This window comes from Saccharopolyspora sp. NPDC002376, from assembly GCF_053593195.1.
The window spans coordinates 23,710-40,223 of the sequence record NZ_JBSFBZ010000036.1; the positions used below are offsets into that span (position 1 = coordinate 23,710).

General features: G+C 67.8%; 20 protein-coding genes. 2 read left to right on the plus strand and 18 right to left on the minus strand.

Translation table 11 applies throughout. The annotated features are described in order from the left end of the window. Positions 1 to 47: 47 nt before the first annotated feature. Positions 48 to 2,366, plus strand: coding sequence for a carbamoyltransferase HypF (gene hypF, locus ACWCO2_RS22815; RefSeq protein WP_450129828.1), 2,319 nt, complete (start codon positions 48 to 50; stop codon positions 2,364 to 2,366). 62 nt (positions 2,367 to 2,428) lie between these two features. Here hypF and hypB read toward each other — a convergent pair whose 3' ends face one another. The 11 genes from hypB to ACWCO2_RS22870 all read right to left on the minus strand — a co-directional run bounded on the left by hypB (position 2,429) and on the right by ACWCO2_RS22870 (position 9,146). After that, positions 2,429 to 3,115: a hydrogenase nickel incorporation protein HypB gene (gene hypB / locus ACWCO2_RS22820; protein ID WP_450129777.1), complete on the minus strand. Its 687-nt coding sequence runs from the start codon at positions 3,113 to 3,115 to the stop codon at positions 2,429 to 2,431. Then, positions 3,116 to 3,445, minus strand: a complete 330-nt coding sequence (locus tag ACWCO2_RS22825; protein WP_450129778.1) for a hydrogenase maturation nickel metallochaperone HypA/HybF — start codon at positions 3,443 to 3,445, stop codon at positions 3,116 to 3,118. Between the two features lie 2 nt (positions 3,446 to 3,447). Further along, positions 3,448 to 4,545 carry a hydrogenase expression/formation protein HypE gene (gene hypE / locus ACWCO2_RS22830; RefSeq protein WP_450129779.1) on the minus strand — a complete coding sequence of 366 codons (1,098 nt, stop codon included), beginning with the start codon at positions 4,543 to 4,545 and terminating at the stop codon, positions 3,448 to 3,450. After that, on the minus strand, positions 4,542 to 5,669 hold the full coding sequence (gene hypD, locus ACWCO2_RS22835; protein ID WP_450129780.1) for a hydrogenase formation protein HypD: 1,128 nt from the start codon (positions 5,667 to 5,669) through the stop codon (positions 4,542 to 4,544). The genes hypE and hypD overlap by 4 nt, the downstream gene beginning before the upstream one ends. Before the next feature lie 11 nt (positions 5,670 to 5,680). Next, positions 5,681 to 5,950, minus strand: coding sequence for a HypC/HybG/HupF family hydrogenase formation chaperone (locus tag ACWCO2_RS22840; RefSeq protein WP_450129781.1), 270 nt, complete (start codon positions 5,948 to 5,950; stop codon positions 5,681 to 5,683). After that, on the minus strand, positions 5,928 to 6,626 hold the full coding sequence (locus tag ACWCO2_RS22845) for a D-sedoheptulose-7-phosphate isomerase (protein WP_450129782.1): 699 nt from the start codon (positions 6,624 to 6,626) through the stop codon (positions 5,928 to 5,930). The genes ACWCO2_RS22840 and ACWCO2_RS22845 overlap by 23 nt, the downstream gene beginning before the upstream one ends. Further along, on the minus strand, positions 6,623 to 6,838 hold the full coding sequence (locus ACWCO2_RS22850; RefSeq protein ID WP_450129783.1) for a HypC/HybG/HupF family hydrogenase formation chaperone: 216 nt from the start codon (positions 6,836 to 6,838) through the stop codon (positions 6,623 to 6,625). The genes ACWCO2_RS22845 and ACWCO2_RS22850 overlap by 4 nt, the downstream gene beginning before the upstream one ends. After that, the gene (locus ACWCO2_RS22855; RefSeq protein WP_450129829.1) at positions 6,835 to 7,455 is read right to left on the minus strand and encodes a D-sedoheptulose-7-phosphate isomerase; all 621 of its coding nucleotides are present in this window, start codon (positions 7,453 to 7,455) and stop codon (positions 6,835 to 6,837) included. The genes ACWCO2_RS22850 and ACWCO2_RS22855 overlap by 4 nt, the downstream gene beginning before the upstream one ends. A 302-nt stretch (positions 7,456 to 7,757) precedes the next feature. Next, positions 7,758 to 7,889 (minus strand): DUF6893 family small protein, encoded by a 132-nt coding sequence (locus tag ACWCO2_RS22860; RefSeq protein ID WP_450129784.1) that lies wholly within the window; start codon positions 7,887 to 7,889, stop codon positions 7,758 to 7,760. Continuing rightward, on the minus strand, positions 7,879 to 8,511 hold the full coding sequence (locus ACWCO2_RS22865; protein ID WP_450129785.1) for a hypothetical protein: 633 nt from the start codon (positions 8,509 to 8,511) through the stop codon (positions 7,879 to 7,881). Before ACWCO2_RS22865 ends, ACWCO2_RS22860 begins: the two co-directional genes overlap by 11 nt. Beyond that, positions 8,508 to 9,146, minus strand: a complete 639-nt coding sequence (locus tag ACWCO2_RS22870) for a DUF6084 family protein (protein WP_450129786.1) — start codon at positions 9,144 to 9,146, stop codon at positions 8,508 to 8,510. The genes ACWCO2_RS22865 and ACWCO2_RS22870 overlap by 4 nt, the downstream gene beginning before the upstream one ends. A gap of 116 nt (positions 9,147 to 9,262) precedes the next feature. On the opposite strand from ACWCO2_RS22870, the gene ACWCO2_RS22875 reads away from it, so the two are divergent. Continuing rightward, entirely contained in the window at positions 9,263 to 10,480 is a 1,218-nt protein-coding gene (locus ACWCO2_RS22875; RefSeq protein ID WP_450129787.1) for an RNA-guided endonuclease InsQ/TnpB family protein, read from the plus strand. A 12-nt stretch (positions 10,481 to 10,492) separates the two neighbouring features. Here ACWCO2_RS22875 and ACWCO2_RS22880 read toward each other — a convergent pair whose 3' ends face one another. The 7 genes from ACWCO2_RS22880 to ACWCO2_RS22910 all read right to left on the minus strand — a co-directional run bounded on the left by ACWCO2_RS22880 (position 10,493) and on the right by ACWCO2_RS22910 (position 16,180). Next, positions 10,493 to 10,696 (minus strand): hypothetical protein, encoded by a 204-nt coding sequence (locus ACWCO2_RS22880; protein WP_450129788.1) that lies wholly within the window; start codon positions 10,694 to 10,696, stop codon positions 10,493 to 10,495. Then, the gene (locus ACWCO2_RS22885; protein ID WP_450129789.1) at positions 10,680 to 11,315 is read right to left on the minus strand and encodes a DUF5947 family protein; all 636 of its coding nucleotides are present in this window, start codon (positions 11,313 to 11,315) and stop codon (positions 10,680 to 10,682) included. The genes ACWCO2_RS22880 and ACWCO2_RS22885 overlap by 17 nt, the downstream gene beginning before the upstream one ends. A gap of 5 nt (positions 11,316 to 11,320) precedes the next feature. Beyond that, entirely contained in the window at positions 11,321 to 11,851 is a 531-nt protein-coding gene (locus ACWCO2_RS22890) for a NifU family protein (RefSeq protein ID WP_450129790.1), read from the minus strand. Between the two features lie 2 nt (positions 11,852 to 11,853). Beyond that, on the minus strand, positions 11,854 to 13,623 hold the full coding sequence (locus tag ACWCO2_RS22895) for a nickel-dependent hydrogenase large subunit (protein ID WP_450129791.1): 1,770 nt from the start codon (positions 13,621 to 13,623) through the stop codon (positions 11,854 to 11,856). A gap of 22 nt (positions 13,624 to 13,645) precedes the next feature. Next, positions 13,646 to 14,680, minus strand: coding sequence for an NADH-quinone oxidoreductase subunit B family protein (locus tag ACWCO2_RS22900; RefSeq protein ID WP_450129792.1), 1,035 nt, complete (start codon positions 14,678 to 14,680; stop codon positions 13,646 to 13,648). A 121-nt stretch (positions 14,681 to 14,801) separates the two neighbouring features. After that, entirely contained in the window at positions 14,802 to 15,296 is a 495-nt protein-coding gene (locus tag ACWCO2_RS22905; protein ID WP_450129793.1) for a hydrogenase maturation protease, read from the minus strand. Continuing rightward, positions 15,293 to 16,180 carry a hypothetical protein gene (locus tag ACWCO2_RS22910; protein ID WP_450129794.1) on the minus strand — a complete coding sequence of 296 codons (888 nt, stop codon included), beginning with the start codon at positions 16,178 to 16,180 and terminating at the stop codon, positions 15,293 to 15,295. Before ACWCO2_RS22910 ends, ACWCO2_RS22905 begins: the two co-directional genes overlap by 4 nt. Between the last annotated feature and the right edge of the window lie 334 nt (positions 16,181 to 16,514).

Consider the following 16,514-nt stretch of genomic DNA (forward strand, 5'->3'; position numbering starts at 1 on the left):
CGTTGGCAAACGGCAGCGAGGACGCAGCGCCGCTGAGCCGAGCCCACATGGGGGAAGCAGCGAATGCGGCGAGAGATTCGCCGGTCGAGACTGGTGCAGTGGACGACTTGGTCAGAAAACGCGTTCGGGTTGCGGGAATCGTGCAGGGCGTCGGTTTCCGCCCCTTCGTCTATTCGGTGGCGACCGACCTGGGTTTGAGCGGACACGTCGGCAACGATGTGCACGGCGTGTTCATCGAGGTGGCGGGCGCGGCGCCGGAGGTGCGGCAATTCCTCCGCAGGCTCCGGGAGGAGCCCCCACCGCTGGCTGAGGTCGCGCGGATCTCGGTCACCGATGCCGCCGGCCCGCTGGAAGCGGGGTTTCGGATCGTCGAGAGCGATGCCGTCGGGCAGCGGGCGACCATGATCGCCAGCGACACCGCGACCTGCGCCGACTGCGCGGGCGAGATCGCCGATCCCGGGGATCGGCGGTTCGGCTACCCGTTCACCAACTGCACCAACTGCGGGCCGCGGTTCACCATCGTGCGGGACGTGCCGTACGACCGTCCGAACACGACGATGTCCGGATTCGCGTTGTGCCGTCGGTGCGAGGATGAGTACCACGATCCGGCGAACCGCCGCTTCCACGCCCAGCCGGTGTGCTGCCCCGGCTGCGGTCCGCGGCTGCGGTTCACCGACCGCGATGGCGTGCCCCGGCGGGGTGATCCCCTGGACGAAGCGGCAGCGGCCTTGACGCGCGGCGAAGCGATCGCGGTGAAGGGACTGGGCGGCTACCACCTGGCGGTCGATGCGACCAACGGTGATGCGGCAGCGATGCTCCGCAAGCGCAAGCACCGCGAGGACAAGCCCTTCGCGGTCATGGTCGCTTCGGTGGACCAGGCGCGTGCGCTGTGCTCGATCGACGACGCCGAGCAGGCATTGCTCACCTCCAGGCGCCGGCCCATCGTGCTGCTCGACCGGCTGCCCGGGGCCCCGATCGCACCGAGCATCGCGCCCGGGAACCGCCAACTCGGCGTCTTGCTTCCCTATACCCCGCTGCACCACCTGCTGCTCCGCCGATTCCCCCACCCCATCGTCCTGACCAGCGGAAACATCTCCGATGAGCCGATCGCATACCTGGACGACGACGCGTTGGAGCAGTTGGGCGACGTCGCCACCGCCTTCCTGACGCACGACCGGCCGATCCACATCCGCACCGACGACTCGGTGACCCGGGTCTTCGACGGGCACCCGATGCTCGTGCGGCGGTCCCGGGGCTACGTTCCGGAACCGGTGGTGTTGCCGTGGTCGTTCCCACGACCGGTGCTGGCCTGCGGCGCCGAGTTGAAGAACACCTTCGCCGTCGGCAAGGACGAACACGTCTTCCCGTCCCACCACATCGGCGACTTGGAGAACTACGCCACGCTGCGTTCGTTCACCAGCGGAATCGCGCACTTCCAGCAGCTCTTCGACATCGAGCCGCAGGTCGTCGCCCACGACTTGCACCCGGAGTACCTGTCGACGAAGTACGCCGTGGCGCTCGACGACGTCGAGCTGATCGGAGTGCAGCACCACCACGCCCACATCGCGTCCTGCCTGGCCGACAACGGCGAGCGCGGCCCGGTGCTCGGGGTGGCGTTCGACGGGACGGGCTACGGCACCGACGGCTCCATCTGGGGCGGGGAGTTCTTGGTCGCCGACCTGACCGGCTTCCGGCGGTTGGGCCACCTGGAGGCGGTTCCGCTGCCGGGTGCGACGACGGCCATCAAACAGCCCTGGCGGACAGCAGTCTCCTACCTAGCCGAGAGCGGCCTTCTGCGCGCTGACCTCGAAGTGCTGCAGCGCAATCCGAAGTGGACAGAGGTTGCCGCGCTGGCGCGCGACGGCCACCACGCGCCGCCGACCTCCAGCGCCGGGCGGCTGTTCGACGCCGTCGCTGCGATCGTCGGGGTGCGGGATGCGATCAACTACGAGGGTCAGGCCGCGATCGAGCTCGAACAGCTGGCTGCCGAGGACGAATCGGGGCGCTACCCGGTGTCGATCAGCGACGGGCCGGTGCTGCGGGTGCGCGGCACGGACCTGGTCCGTTCGGTCGTGGACGACCTGCTCGTCGCAACACCGGTGCCGATGATCGCGGCGCGATTCCACAACGGCCTGGCGGCCGCCGTGGTGGAGGTCTGCGTTCGGCTTCGGCAGTCCACCGGAATCGGAACCGCGGCGCTCTCCGGCGGAGTCTTCCAGAACGTGCTGCTGCTGCACCGCGTCGTGGACATGCTGCATCGCAACGGCTTCCGAGTACTGCTGCATTCTCAGGTCCCGGCCAACGACGGCGGTATCAGCCTGGGACAAGCCGCCATCGCAGGGACACTGTGCCGACAGCGGCGTTAGCGCTTGAGCTCCGGCAATAGGTGCCCGTGAGTGCTTTGGGCTGCTATAGCAACCCAAAACACTCACGGCTCCGAGACGTCTTGGGTGGCGAGCCAGGTGTACCAGTCGTCGAGGCCTTTCCCGGTCGATACCGACAGCTGCCGCACCTGGGCGTGCGGGTTGACCTTCGTCGCCGCCTCGACGAAGCGGTCCACGTCGAAGTCGAGATGCGGTAGGAGGTCGATCTTGTTCAACAGCACCAGGTTCGCCGAGCTGAACATGTGCGGGTACTTCAGCGGCTTGTCCTCCCCCTCCGTCACCGAAGCGAGGACCACCCGGGCGCTCTCACCGAGGTCGAACAGCGCCGGGCACACCAGGTTCCCGACGTTCTCGACGAACACCACCGATCCGTTCGGCGGTTCCAGCGCGCGTAGCCCGTCGGCCAGCATGGTGGCGTCCAGGTGGCAGCCCGTGCCGGTGTTGATCTGCACCACCGGGCAGCCGCTGTCGCGCAGGCGGGCCGCGTCGAGCCCGGTCTCCTGATCGCCCTCGACGACCGCCACCGGGGCTCCGCTGAACTCGCGCGCGGTGCGGGCCAGCAGGCTCGTCTTGCCGGAGCCGGGCGAGCTCATCAGGTTGATCAAAGCGATGCGCTTGGCCCGCAGGAGATCCCGGTTCTCGGTGGCGAGGCCGTCGTTCTTGGCCAACACCTGTTGTTCGAGGACAACCGTCCGAGACGTGTCCTCATCACAGCCGCACGTACCGCACATCTACCCCACCTCCACTGCTTTGATCCTGAGTTCCTGCCCGGCGACCACCGCGAGGTCCACGCCTCCGCACGGGCAGCTCGCGAGCAAGTCGTCCATTTCGACTTCCGCCCCGCACGAGCGGCATTCACCGCGCCCGGAGGGCTCGACGATGTCCAGTCGGGCGCCCGTCAGCCGGGTGCCCTCGGCCACCAGCTCGAAGCAGAACCGGATCGCGTCGGGCACCACGCCGGAGAGCCTCCCGACCTCCAGGTGGACGGACTTGATCGCCGGGTCGTCGACCGCCGCCAGCACCGCGTCCACGATGCTCTGGGTGATGCCGAGCTCGTGCACGCCTAGCAGATCCGCGGCAGGGGATCGCCCACCAGCAGATCCACGATCCGGGTACCACCGAATGTGGTGTTCAACAGCACCAGCCCCGGCGGATCGTCCCCGACTCGCCCGATCAGCGCGGCTTGCTCCCCCATCGGATGCGAGCGCATCGCCGCCAGCGCCGCCTCCGCGTGCTCCCCCGGGACGACCGCGACGATGCGCCCTTCGCAGGCCACGTAGAGCGGATCGATCCCCAGCAGTTCAGACGCACCGCGGACTTCGGTTCGCACCGGGACCGCGGCCTCGTCCACGACCACGGCCACCTCCGCGGCCCGGGCGATCTCGTTGAGCACCGTCGCGACCCCGCCGCGAGTGGCGTCGCGCAGCGCCCGGACCTCCGGCACCGCCGCGAGCACGGCCGCGACCAGCCCGTGCACCGGTGCGGTGTCGGAGACCACGTCGGAGTCGATGTCCAGCTCACCGCGGGCGAGCATCACGGTCACCCCGTGATCGCCGATCGGCCCCGAGACCAGGACCGCGTCCCCCGGGCGCGCCGTGCCGATCCCGAGCCGGTGGCCGGTGGCCAGCACGCCGACGCCCGAGGTGTTGATGTAGCAGCCGTCCGCCTTGCCCTTCTGCACGACCTTGGTGTCACCGGTCACCACCTGCACGCCGGCCGCCCGTGCGGCGGCCGCCATCGATTCGACGATCCGGGTCAGGTCAGCGACCGGGAAACCCTCCTCCAGCAGGAAACCCGCCGACAGGTAACGCGGCGTCGCGCCGGAGACCGCGAGGTCGTTGACCGTGCCGTTCACGGCCAGGTCGCCGATGTCGCCACCGGGGAAGAACAGCGGGGACACCACGAACGAGTCGGTGGTGAAGGCCAACCGGTGGCCGTCCACCGGCAGTTCCGCGCCGTCTTCGAGCGGTTCCAGCAGCTCGTTGCGGAACGCCTCCAGGAACACCGCCTCGACGAGTGTCTGCGTGGCCTTCCCGCCGGAGCCGTGCGCGAGGGTGATCCGCTCCTCCCGCACTTTCGGCTTGCGACGGCGGGCCCGCTCGATGCGGTCGAGCACCTGCTGCTCGGGGTCGCTCAGGCCCACTTGGTGTTCGGTGCTCACGTCCGGCTCGCCTCCTTGACCCGTTCCCGGCTGAACCGCCCGAAGTTGTAGTAGGCCGCGCAGGCGCCTTCCGGCGAGACCATGCAGGTGCCGATCGGCGTCTCCGGGGTGCAGGCGGTGCCGAATACCTTGCACTCCCAAGGTTTGAGGACGCCCTTGAGCACCTCTCCGCACTGGCAGGACTTGGGATCGGCCACCCGCACGCCGGGCAGGTCGAAGCGCCGCTCGGCGTCGAACTTCGCGTAGGCGTCGCGCAGTCGCAGCGCGGAGTGGGAAATGAAGCCCAACCCCCGCCACTCGAAGTACGGGCGCAGCTCCATCGTCTTGGCGATCGCCGCCAACGCGGTCTTGTTGCCGTCCCACGACACCACGCGCTTGTACTGGTTCTCGACTTCGCAGCGCCCCTCCGCCAACTGCTTGAGCAGCAGGTATATCGACTGCATGATGTCGAGCGGCTCGAATCCCGCGACCACCACGGGCTTGCCGTAGTCGCGGGCGATGAACTCGTAGGGCCGGCAGCCGATCACCGTGGACACGTGCCCCGGCCCGAGGAACCCGTCCAACCGCAGGTCCGGGGAGTCCAGGATCGCCTTGATCGCCGGGATGATCGTCACGTGGTTGCCGAACACGGAGAAGTTCTCCAGCCCCTCCTGCTCGGCACGCAGCAGCGTCATCGCCGTCGACGGCGCGGTGGTTTCGAACCCGATGGCCATGAACACCACTTGCCGGTCGGGGTCCTGCCGGGCGAGCTTCAGCGCGTCCAACGGCGAGTACACCATGCGGATGTTGGTGTCCTCGGCGTTGGAGTCGAAGAAGTTCCCACCGCTGCCCGGCACCCGCATCATGTCCCCGAAGGAGGTCATGAGCACGTCGGGTTGGCGCGCGATGTGGATGGCGTCGTCGACCCGCCCCATCGGAATCACGCACACCGGACACCCCGGCCCGTGGACCAACGACACGTTCTCCGGCAGGTAGTCCTCGATGCCGTGCTTGTAGATGGTGTGGGTGTGCCCGCCGCAGACCTCCATGAACTTGTACTGGCGTCCCGGCTCGCACAGCGCCGCGATCTCGGCCGCCAGCGCCCGCGCCTTGTCCGCGTCCCGGTACTCGTCGACGAATCGCATCGAACCCCCAGTCACTCGATGCGCGAATCCTGCAGCGCGTCGATCTCGTCGGTGTAGGTCTGCCCCAGGCTCTCCAGAAACTCCAGCACCGCACGGGCCTCATGTTCGTCTATTGTGGACAAAGCGAAGCCGACGTGGATCAGAATCCACTCGCCCGGTTCCGGCGGTGGGTCGAGCAGACCGATGTTGATGTTGCGGCGCACGCCGCTGACCTCGACCTTGGCCAGGTCCGGCCGGTCCGGGAGGATCTCCAGGACCTCACCGGGGATCGCCAGGCACATCGGCGGCTCCCTCCGATTCCAATGCCATCAGGGTCATCTCCCACAGGGCGTGGTACAGCGTCGTCTGCGCTTCCTGGATGCGGTGCACCGACGCCGAAGGCACCACGAAGAGGTGGTCGATGTGCTCGGATTCCGCCATCCGCCCTCCCTTGTCGCCGGCGATGCCCACGGTGAGCAGGCCGCGCTGCGCGGCCTCCGCGAAGGCGCCCAGCAGGTTCGCGGAATTGCCGCTGGTGGACAGGCCGACCGCGATGTCGCCCCGGCGACCGAAGGCACCGATCTGACGGGCGAACACAACGTCGAAACCGATGTCGTTGGACAGGGCGGTGACCACTGCGATGTCGCTGGTCAACCCGATCGCCGGGAGGGGGCGCGCCGGCCGCCCCGGGCTGAGGAACAAGCTGGCCAGGTCCTGGGCATCGGTGGAACTGCCGCCGTTGCCGAAGGTCAGCAGTCTCCCGCCGGCGGCGAAGCGCGCGGCCATCGCCGAGGCGCAAGCGACGATCTCGGCGCGGTAGCGGCTCTTGACCTGCTCGCGCAGGCCCATGATCTCGCGCGCCTTGTCCTCCGTGGACTTCCGCACCTCGTCCAGCACCGCGTCGACGTCGCCGTCCGAGGCCAACAAGAACGGGTAGAGCGATGCGACGGCATCGGTGTCTGCATCCACGGCGGTCACTCCTCCACGATCGCGATCGACTCACCGGCGTGGACCAGCACCACGTCACCAGGACGAGCCGGGACCAAGGCGACGCTGACCACTTCCTCACCGGTTTCGGTGGCCACTGCGGCGAACTCGTCGTCCAGCAGCCGCAGCACCCGGACCGGCACGGCCTCGTCCGAGCAGGTCACGCAGGAATCCCCGGGGCAGGTTCGCTCCTCGGCGTTCACGCGCTCACCGCCTGCCGCAGCGCGCCCGGGTGTTCGAAGAACACGTGCACGAGTTCCCACAAGACGTGGTACGTGGTCACGTGCACCTCCTTGACGACGCGGGGATCCCGCGACCGCGCGATCAGCACGTGGTCGACCGCGTCGTCGGCCATGCCGCCGCCGTCGCCGCCCGCCAGACCGACGGTGAGCAGCCCCAGCCGCTGGGCTTCGGCCAGGCCGCGCCGGACGTTCCCGCAGTTGCCGTCAGTGGACAGGCCCAGCGCGATGTCCTGCGGCTCGGCGAGGCAGCGGAGCTGGTGGGCGAACACCTCGTCCATGCCTTCGCCGATGGCCACCCCGGTCACGGTCGCGACATCGGCAGTCAGCGACATCGCCGGCAGCGCCCGCTTGCCCACGATCACCGGGTGCACGAACTCCACGGACACGTGCTGGGCATCCGTGCTCGGGCCACCGTTGCCGAAGACGATGAGCTTGCCGCCCGAGTGGAACCGGGTGGCCATCGCGTGGCACGCCCGCGCGACCCGCTCGGCGTCTCCCACCAGCGCCTGCAGCGGCGGCACCCGTCGTTCGAAGATCTCGTCGACGGCACGCGCCGCAGCTTCCTCGGACCACGGCATCGAGGTCACATCCTCACTAGCAGTCATGCGGCGCACCCACGCTAAGAACCTGTTTTCGAACTCGCTTTGCGTGGCGGTGCCAGTAGCGGAACCTCAGCGCCCGCCTGGACTCCGGGTGCCCGACTTTGTGTATGCCTATCCACGGCAGTCGGGCCGTCCTCGCCAGGCGAACGCTGAGAACCCGCAGCGGTGCAAGTTGCCTAGGTGGGCTATGCGCCTGACGGCGCATCAGTAGCAAAGGATCAAAAACAGACTATAAGGGCGTCTCGATACCGCAACAACTCGATCTGCGTGTCCCGCAATCACATTCGGGTCATCTTCAGGTATCGCGCCAGCGCGGGAACTTGCCGCACGAGCACCACCAGAGCGACCACGGCAAGCGTTCCGAACACCGCGCAGACCGCCTTGCGCTGAATGCATATTTCATCCTTCATCGCCGACCCCTTCCCCCGATCCGGCGTTCTCCACGAGATCGTCCACAACGGACATCACAACTTCGAGGACGCGGTCCTCGCTCTCGGCACAGTCCACACCGCAACCGACCACGGTGATCTGCGCGCAGCGACCCGGGTTCAACCACGCGGGCGGTGGACCGAGATCCCCCGATCCCAGGTCCGCGGACAGCACGATCGCGGCGTCGTAGTCCTCCAGCGCGCGCAGCAGATCATGCCGTCGGAGGCCGAAGTCCGCGACGCGGACTCCTTGCGGAAGATCGCGTCCTCGAAGGGCTTCCACGACCGCGCTCACGCCTCGCTCAGCGGGTTTGAAGACGTCGCCCACACCAGCGACCAGAACCCGGCGTGCGATACCTCCCGGCAGCGGTTCGAGTTCCTCCGGGTCGAAGAAGAAGCGGTGGCCGAGTTGGCTCATCGAGCCGAGGTCCACCGCGGTGTCACCGAGCAACGACACGGCCACGTAGATCCGGCCGTCCGCACCGCGTTCGACGCCGTCGACCTCCGCGAGCTTGCCAGCGAGCGCCAGGTCGACGATGTCGGCCCGCCGGGACGGCCGCAGCCTGACCCGCGTCCCGACGCCTGGCACAGAACCCGCCGTCACGACGCGTCCTGCTCGGCGTTGCGCAACAGCGAGGCGATCGTCTCGTCCCAGGTGCCGAAGGCACAGGCGCGCCGGTAGTCGTGCAGGTGCGAGAAGCTGCTCCGCGTGATCCGCACCCAACGAGTGTCGCCGAGGGCCTCGTGCCACCGCTGCGCCGCCAGCTCGAAGGTGGCCTCCCGGGACCAGTCGATCTGCGTCGTCTGCAGCCGTTCGTCCGGTCCCAGGTGGAAGATCGTGCCGCTGAACAGGAAATCCAGCGGCACCGGACCGTTTCGCACCGCGTGGAAGTACTTGGCGACGGCGAGTTCGACATCATCGGTGCAGGCGACCGACAGTGGCACCGCGACACGGTCGGTGAACGGACCGACGACCGTGGTCAGCCGCGTCCAGGGCAGCGGGCGCAGCGTCGTCGCCCACCGCTGCGGGGCGCCGAACAGCTCGGCGAGTTCGTTTCGCTCCGCGAGCTCGTAGCGGCGGCGGGCCGGTGCGATGCGGATCGCCGTGGTCAGCGTGATGGAGCGCACCGGACCGCCGCTCCGCCGGTGGATGTCGAGCTCGAAGTGCAGCGTGGGCACCGCGGTCAGGCGTGCCGGCTCCGCCCCGGTGATGGCGAAGGACAGCTCCGGTGCGGTCATCAGGTCCCCAATCGGCGGATACCCCGGCCTTCAGGTCGGGGAGGAGCCGATCCCGAGTGTTGTTCGGTGACCACCCGAGACCGAGTCTTACGAGTTGACATGTTAAGTAGTGAGCGATGGCTAGGACGCAAGTGAAGCGGGCGTACAAGTACCGCTTCTACCCGACTGATGCGCAGCGGCAGGAGTTGCTGCGCACGTTCGGGTGCGTCCGCAAGGTCTACAACCTCGCCCTGGACGCCCGGACCCGCGCGTGGTTCACCGAGCAACGCCGGGTGAACTACAACGAAACCTCGGCCATGCTCACCGCGTGGAAGAAGTCCGGGGACTTGGCGTTTCTGCCTGAGGTGTCGAGCGTGCCCCTGCAGCAGACGCTCCGGCATCTCCAGGGTGCGTTCACGGCGTTTTTTGACAAGCGTGCGAAGTACCCACGTTTCAAGTCCCGCAAGAAGTCGCGGGCGTCGGCGGAGTACACCAAGTCCGCGTTCAAATACCGCAATGGCATAATGACGCTGGCGAAGATGTCTGAGCCGCTGAACATCGTGTGGTCCCGCCCTCTCCCGGAAGGTGCGGAGCCTTCGACGGTGACGGTGTCGCGGGACCGCGCGGACCGGTGGTTCGTGTCGATGCTCGTGGAAACCACGGTGGATCACCATGAACCCACCACCAACGCGGTGGGCGTGGACGCCGGGATCACCTCGCTGGTGACGCTGTCCACCGGAGAGAAGATCACCAACCCCAAGCACTCCGACCGGGAACGCACCCGCCTCGCGAAAGCTCAGCGGGAGCTCGCCCGCAAGGAGAAGGGCAGCAACAACCGGGCAAGGGCTCGGATCAAGGTTGCCCGGATTCAAGCGAAGATCGCTGACCGGCGCCGGGACCATCTGCACAAGGTCACTACTCGACTCGTCCGTGACAATCAAACGGTCGTGATCGAAGACCTGTCCGTGCGCACTATGGTCAAGAACCGCAAGCTGGCGCGCGCGATCAGTGATGCGTCGTGGGCCGACTTGCGGTCGATGCTGGAGTACAAGTGCGCCTGGTACGGGCGGGACTTGGTCGTGATCGACCGCTGGTTTCCCAGCTCCAAGACGTGCTCCCACTGCGGCACGCTCGCCGAGAGCATGCCGCTCAACGTCCGTGAATGGACGTGCAACGGCTGCGGCACTCGGCATGACCGGGACATCAACGCTGCCAAGAACATTCTGGCCGCCGGGCTGGCGGTTTCGGCCTGTGGAGCAGGTGTAAGACCTCAACGGGAAACCTCCCGGACGGGGCGACCGGCCGTGAAGCAGGAACTTTCCGGCGCGAGCCGGAAGGGAATCCCCGCCCTTTAAGGCAGGGAGCAGTCAAGCCGGCGACAGGTTCGGCATCGACGACAGGATCGGGTTGCGCTGGCCCGCGCATATCCCGGTGGACCTGCGGGCCGTCGCGGTTCCGTCCGGTCGATGCCCAGGCTGGCGTTCGTAGTTCCCGACGCTGTTGCCCTGCGAAACGCCCGGGAGGTGCGCCGGGGCATCGCGGCGCACCTGCGGTTTACCGACTTCGATCATGTTCGCCTCCTCCGGATCTGCCTGCTCGCAGGCGTGCGAAGTACTCGTCGACCTGCCGCCAGACCTCGCTGCCACCGCTGAAGCCGCGCCAGTGCGTGCGCAGGAGGGCCACCAGCCGGTAGCACTCGTCCAGCGGGAGCAGCCACGCCGACGTCCGGTCGTGCAACCGGTCGATCAGCAGCGCCTCGACACCACTGTCCATTGAGGACAGTTTCGGGTTCACTTCGACCAGCGACTGCCAGCTGTCGGCATCGACGTCGGACCGCATGGTGCCGACGGGGTTCGGGTAGAACGCAGTGACCCGATCGTTCTCTTCGCTGTGCACGAAGAACGCCAGCCCGACGGGAATGCCGAAACTCGCCCACCGCAGGTCGTCCAGCTCGAACCCCGCGAGCAGCCGCGGGCGCGATCGGATGAGCCTGTAGTGGCCACCGCCGGCGGCGTGGTGGTCGAACAGCACACCGCACGCCGGGCAGGCGCACGACAGCGCCCCGGTTTCGGTGTTGAGCACGTGGCGGTGCTGCTCCGCCAGCTCGTCCGAACAGAGGTCGCAGCGCTGCGCCGATCCGGTCGGTGTCCGAGGCCGGCGGTGGGCGAATTTCCGCAGCGTCGAAGGCATTGTGATCACCGCTCACCGGCCGGGAACAGGTCCTCGACGGGGATCACGGTCGATGGCTCCGGTGCCACGGCCCGGATCTCGACATCGTCGAGTTCGGGCGCCGCCGCCAGCACCACCTCCCGCGCGGATTGACGCAGCTGCGCCGCCGTGGACTGGCAGCCCCGGACCGCCACCTGGATCACGGCCACGCCGGCCCGCACGTCGAGCAGCTGGAGCGACTCGACGCCGAATGCCACCCGCACCTCGGCCAGCGCCTCACCGATCCGGTCCTCGACACCGACCGGGTGCAGGTCGTGCACCAGCAGCAGGTGCGACACGAGTTCGTCGCGCGCGAACTCACGCACCAGGTCGGGATGCCCGGACTGCTCGGCGTACTTCACCATCCGCGCCAGGCACTCCCCGTACAGGCCCACGACGGCCTGCACGGCCTCGATCGCGTGCGCGCCGGCGACCGGTTCGGCCCCGGGTTCCAGGTCGGACAGCAAGGTCTCGGCGCGCTCGATCTCGTCGCGGACCTGCTCGTCGTCCCAAGGCATGGTCAGGCACCCGCTCCGAACATCGGCGAATGCGTGCGCTTCAGCACGCGCCCGCCACCCAGGTACATGTGCACGCCGCAAGGCAGGCACGGATCGAAACTGCGCACCGTGCGCATGATGTCGATGCCCTTGAAGTTCTCGCGTCCGTTCTCCTCGAAGATCGGCATTCCCTGCACCGCGTCCTCGTACGGCCCCGGCGTGCCGTAGCTGTCGCGCGGGCTGGCGTTCCACGGCGTCGGCGGGTACGGGTGGTAGTTGGCGATCTTGCCGTCCTTGATCACCAGGTGGTGCGACAGCACACCCCGAACCGCCTCGTGGAAACCAACCCCGATCGCTTCGTCAGGAACGTCGAAGTCCTCGAACACCTTGGTGTTCCCGCTCCGCACCTCCGCCAGCGCGCGGTCCAGGAAGTACTGCGCCATCGCGGCCGCGTAGGCGACGAAGTAGATCCGGGCCCGGTTGCGTTCCAGCGTGTTGGGGAACCGGGGAGGGGTCCATTCCAACTGCATCTCGGGCGTCGATTGCCCCTTGCCCAGGTCGATCTGGACGCTGTGCCCGGTGGACCGCACGTAAGGCGTGTCGACCCGCCCGGCCAGCGCGGTCGACCACAGCCGCGCGATCGCGCCGCCCCCGGTGTCCAGCGCCAGGTGATCCCCGGTGCGCCGGTCGTACCAGCGCGGGCTCATCACCCAGCTGTACCGGCCGCCGTCGAGGTCGCGCTTCTGCGGCTGGGGCAGCGTCGTCTGGTTCCAGGGGTGGCGCTGGTCGACGGGGTTGCCCAGCGGATCCCGCGTGACGAAGGTCTGCTCGTTCACCCAGTCCTCGTAGTAGGAGCTGCCCAGCAAGATGCGCATGCCCAGGTTGATGTCGACGAGATCGGTGGTGAGCAACTCGTTGTCGAGCACGATTCCCGGGGTCACGTACATCGCGCGGCCCCACTCGGTCATGTTCCGGTAGTCGTAGTCGACGACGTCCGGGTCCTGGAAGGAACCCCAGCAGCCCAGCATGGTGCGCCGCCGGCCGACCTCCTCGTATCCGGGCAGCGCCTCGTAGAAGAAGTCGAACACGTCGTCGTTCATCGCGACCGCGCGCTTGATGAAGTCGAGCACCCGCACCAACCGCACTTGGTAGTCGGTGAACAGTTGCGGGGTGGCGACCGTGCCGACCCCGCCCGGGTAGAGCGTCGAGGGGTGCACGTGCCTGCCCTCCATCAGGCAGCACATCTCCCGGGTCACGCGCGACACTGCGAGCGCGGCCTTGTAGGTTTCGCCCTCGAACGGGTTGTACGACCGCATGATGTCGGCGATCGTCCGGTAACCGTGGACGTCCCCGCGCGGCGCTTCGGTCTGCTCGGCCCGCCGCAACATCGACGGGTTGGTCTCCGACACCATCTTCTCGCAGTAGTCGACGAAGACCATGTTGTCCTGGAAGAGGGTGTGGTCGAACATGAACTCCGCGGCCTCGCCCAGGTTCACGATCCACTCGGCCAGCGGCGGGCTCTTCACGCCGTAGGCCATGTTCTGCGCGTAGATCGAGCACACCGCGTGGTTGTCCCCGCAGATCCCGCAGATCCGGCTGGTGATGAAGTGGGAGTCGCGCGGGTCCTTGCCCTTCATGAACACGCTGTACCCGCGGAACACCGACGAGGTGCTGCGGCACTCGACGACCTCGTCGTTGTCGAAGTCCACTTTGGTGTAGATGCCGAGGTTCCCGACGATCCGCGTGATCGGATCGAACTCCACCTCGACGAGATTCCGCTGCTCCGCACTCATCCGGCCGTTACCTCCGCTTCGATCAACGCGGCTCGTAGCCGCTGGTGAGCTTCGCCCGGTTGTGCCGCCACTTCGGTTCCCGGTTCGCGCTGTGGTTGGTGATCCCGCGCATGGTCCGGACGAACGGGCCGTACCCCCGCAGCAACGCCGACGAGAGGCTGCCGCCCGGCGGCTGGTCCATGAACGGCATGAACTTGTCCGGGAATCCCGGCATCGTGCAGCCGATGCAGATCCCGCCCACGTTCGGGCAGCCGCCGATACCGTCCATCCAACCGCGCTTGGTCACGTTGCAGTTGACCACCGGCCCCCAGCAACCGATCTTCACCTGGCACTTCGGCGAGTTGTAGTCGCGGGCGAAGTCGGCCTGCTCGTAGTAGCCGGCGCGGTCGCAGCCCTCGTGCACGGTCTTGCCGAACAGCCACGTCGGACGCAGTTGCTCGTCCAGCGGGATCGTGGGTGCCAACCCGGCGGCCTGGTGCAGCAGCCACAGCAGCGTCTCCATGAAGTTGTCCGGCTGCACCGGACACCCGGGCACGTTGACGATCGGCAACCCGCCGGCGGAGCGGAAGTTCGCCCCCAAGTAGTCGGCCAGCCCCATGCAGCCCGTCGCATTGCCCGCCATGGCGTGGATTCCGCCGTAAGTGGCGCAGGTTCCGGCTGCCAGCACGGCCCACGCCTTGTGCGCCAGCCGGTCGAGCCACTCGTTGAGGGTGCGCGGCTCACCGGTCTCCGGATCGTTGCCCATGGACGTCCAGTAGCCTTGGCCGTTGATCCGCTCGTTCGGGATCGAGCCCTCCACCACCAAGATGAACGGCCCCAGCTCGCCGCGGTCGGCCTGGTGGAACGCGGCCATGAAGTCCACGCCGGTCTCGTACGCCAGGACCTTGTTGTGCAGATGCACCTTCGGTATCCCCGGAACCGTGCCCAGCACCACGTCCTCGATGCTGGGCAGCGTCGCGTTGGTCACCGACACAGTGTCGCCGTCACAGCTCATTCCCTCCGAGGTCCAGAGGATGTGGACCTCGTCGAGGTTCGACGGCGCAGACGCAGTGCTCATACGTCACCCCGGATCTTCGGTGCCCGCCAGCCACCTTGTGACACCGGCTCCCCCTGACGGCCGACAGCGGCGGCGAGGCCCGCAGCCACCGTAAGGCCATTTGCGCGCCGCAGCACCAGGATCATGCCCGGCCAGCCGGCTTCGGCCACGCCTCGACCAAGCTGGCAACGAGGTCCCGCACGGTGCTCGCGCCGGCATCGACCGATTCCGTGATCCGGTCGGTGAGTCCCCACCGGTACGAGCAGTCCGCTGGCTCGCAGCCGACCACCAGGACCCGGTCCAGCCGCGCGCCGAGGCCCTTGCAGCAGGCGAGCACCCGATCCGGGTTCATGGCGTGGGCCTCCACTCCGGACGCGGGCTCGATCGCGTCGAGGTCGGGTTCGACCACCGAGACGGTTCCCGGCGCCGCGCCCCGCGCCATCGCATCGACGAGGATCAGCACGTCGTAGCCGTTCATCAGCTCGTACGCGAGGTGAACGCCCCGGATTCCGAAGTCCTCGACCTGCACTCCCGCGGGCGGGTCCTCGGCCAGCCGGTCAGCGACCGCGACCCCGAAACCGTCGTCGCCCAGGAACACGTTGCCCACTCCTGCGACCAGGATCCGCGGCCTCGTCATTTCCGGCCTCCCCGGTACCGCATCGTGCCGTGCAGCCGCGAGAGCTCCTCGGCGGAAAGCCGCTCAGCGCGGTCGATGATCGCGGCGGCCTTCGGGTCGGTGGCCCTCGCCTCCCGCTTCTCGTCGTCGGTGAGGGTCATCGTGCGCAGGGTGAGGATTTCGTCGATCTCCGTGGCATCGAACAGATCCCCCGGGCTCTGCGGCGCGATGGCCGGGTAGTCGTAGAGGATGATCGGCGCGGACAGCACCACGTCGCGCTCCCCCGGTTCGCCGACCAGCACCGGCCAGGTGTGCTCGTTCCGGCACGCTCGCGCGGCCTCACGAGCCTGCTCGGGCGGGTCGAGCAGCGAAACGAAATGTCCTCCCCGCAGGGCGAGGACGACGTGGGTCGAAACCAGGGAGTTCCGCAACATCTCCGCACGCGTGGTCGCCCCCGGGTGCCAGGACGTCCGGTTCTCGACCACCACCGCCAGGCTCCGCAGATCGTTTCCGACGGGAGTCGTGCTGATCCGGATCGTCCCCTGCAACGGCAGCCAACTCTCCCGTTCGTCCCCCCCGCCCGCCAGTTCGAACGGGATTTCCTCGGTCGCGTCCGCCTCCACCGTCGCGCCGATCTCCCGGAGATCGCCTTCATCCCAGTCCGGATCGGCCTTGCGGGTGTGCAGGTGCAAGCAGCGCACCAGGACGTCCAGTTCCGCACCGGGTTCCGCGGCGAACAGGCATTCCGTTCGGGCGGAGGACGGCTCGGACTGTTCTCCGGGCGGTGCCAGCACACCGAACTGCCAGCGCATCCGGTTCTTCACTGCCGACGCTCGGTAGGGGTACAGCAGATATCCTTCGAACAACACGGCGTCGGCTACCGCGCGTGCCGCATCCACGCTCATGAGGCCACTCCGTCCGGTGCTGGAACATCAATCTGCTTGCAGTGTCGGCTGATTCGCACCGACCTGCGCGATCAAAAACGCGTCCACCCCCGGCTGAGTGCCACGGCTCCGCGCTGTGTCCTTCGTACGAGTCGTACCGGTGGCACCAGCTGCAGCTCAATTGCATCAACGAGTCAGGATCGAGCGTTGAGCGCACTGCAACGCCCGAGAACGAGCACTGATCGCCCGTCGCTGGATCGCCTTTTCGGCGCGTGCCATCCAAGAACCAAGGCGCCGCCCATTCTTCTCACCCGGCAGGCAATTCCAACAGCGACTGCGATAAACGACGTCCTGG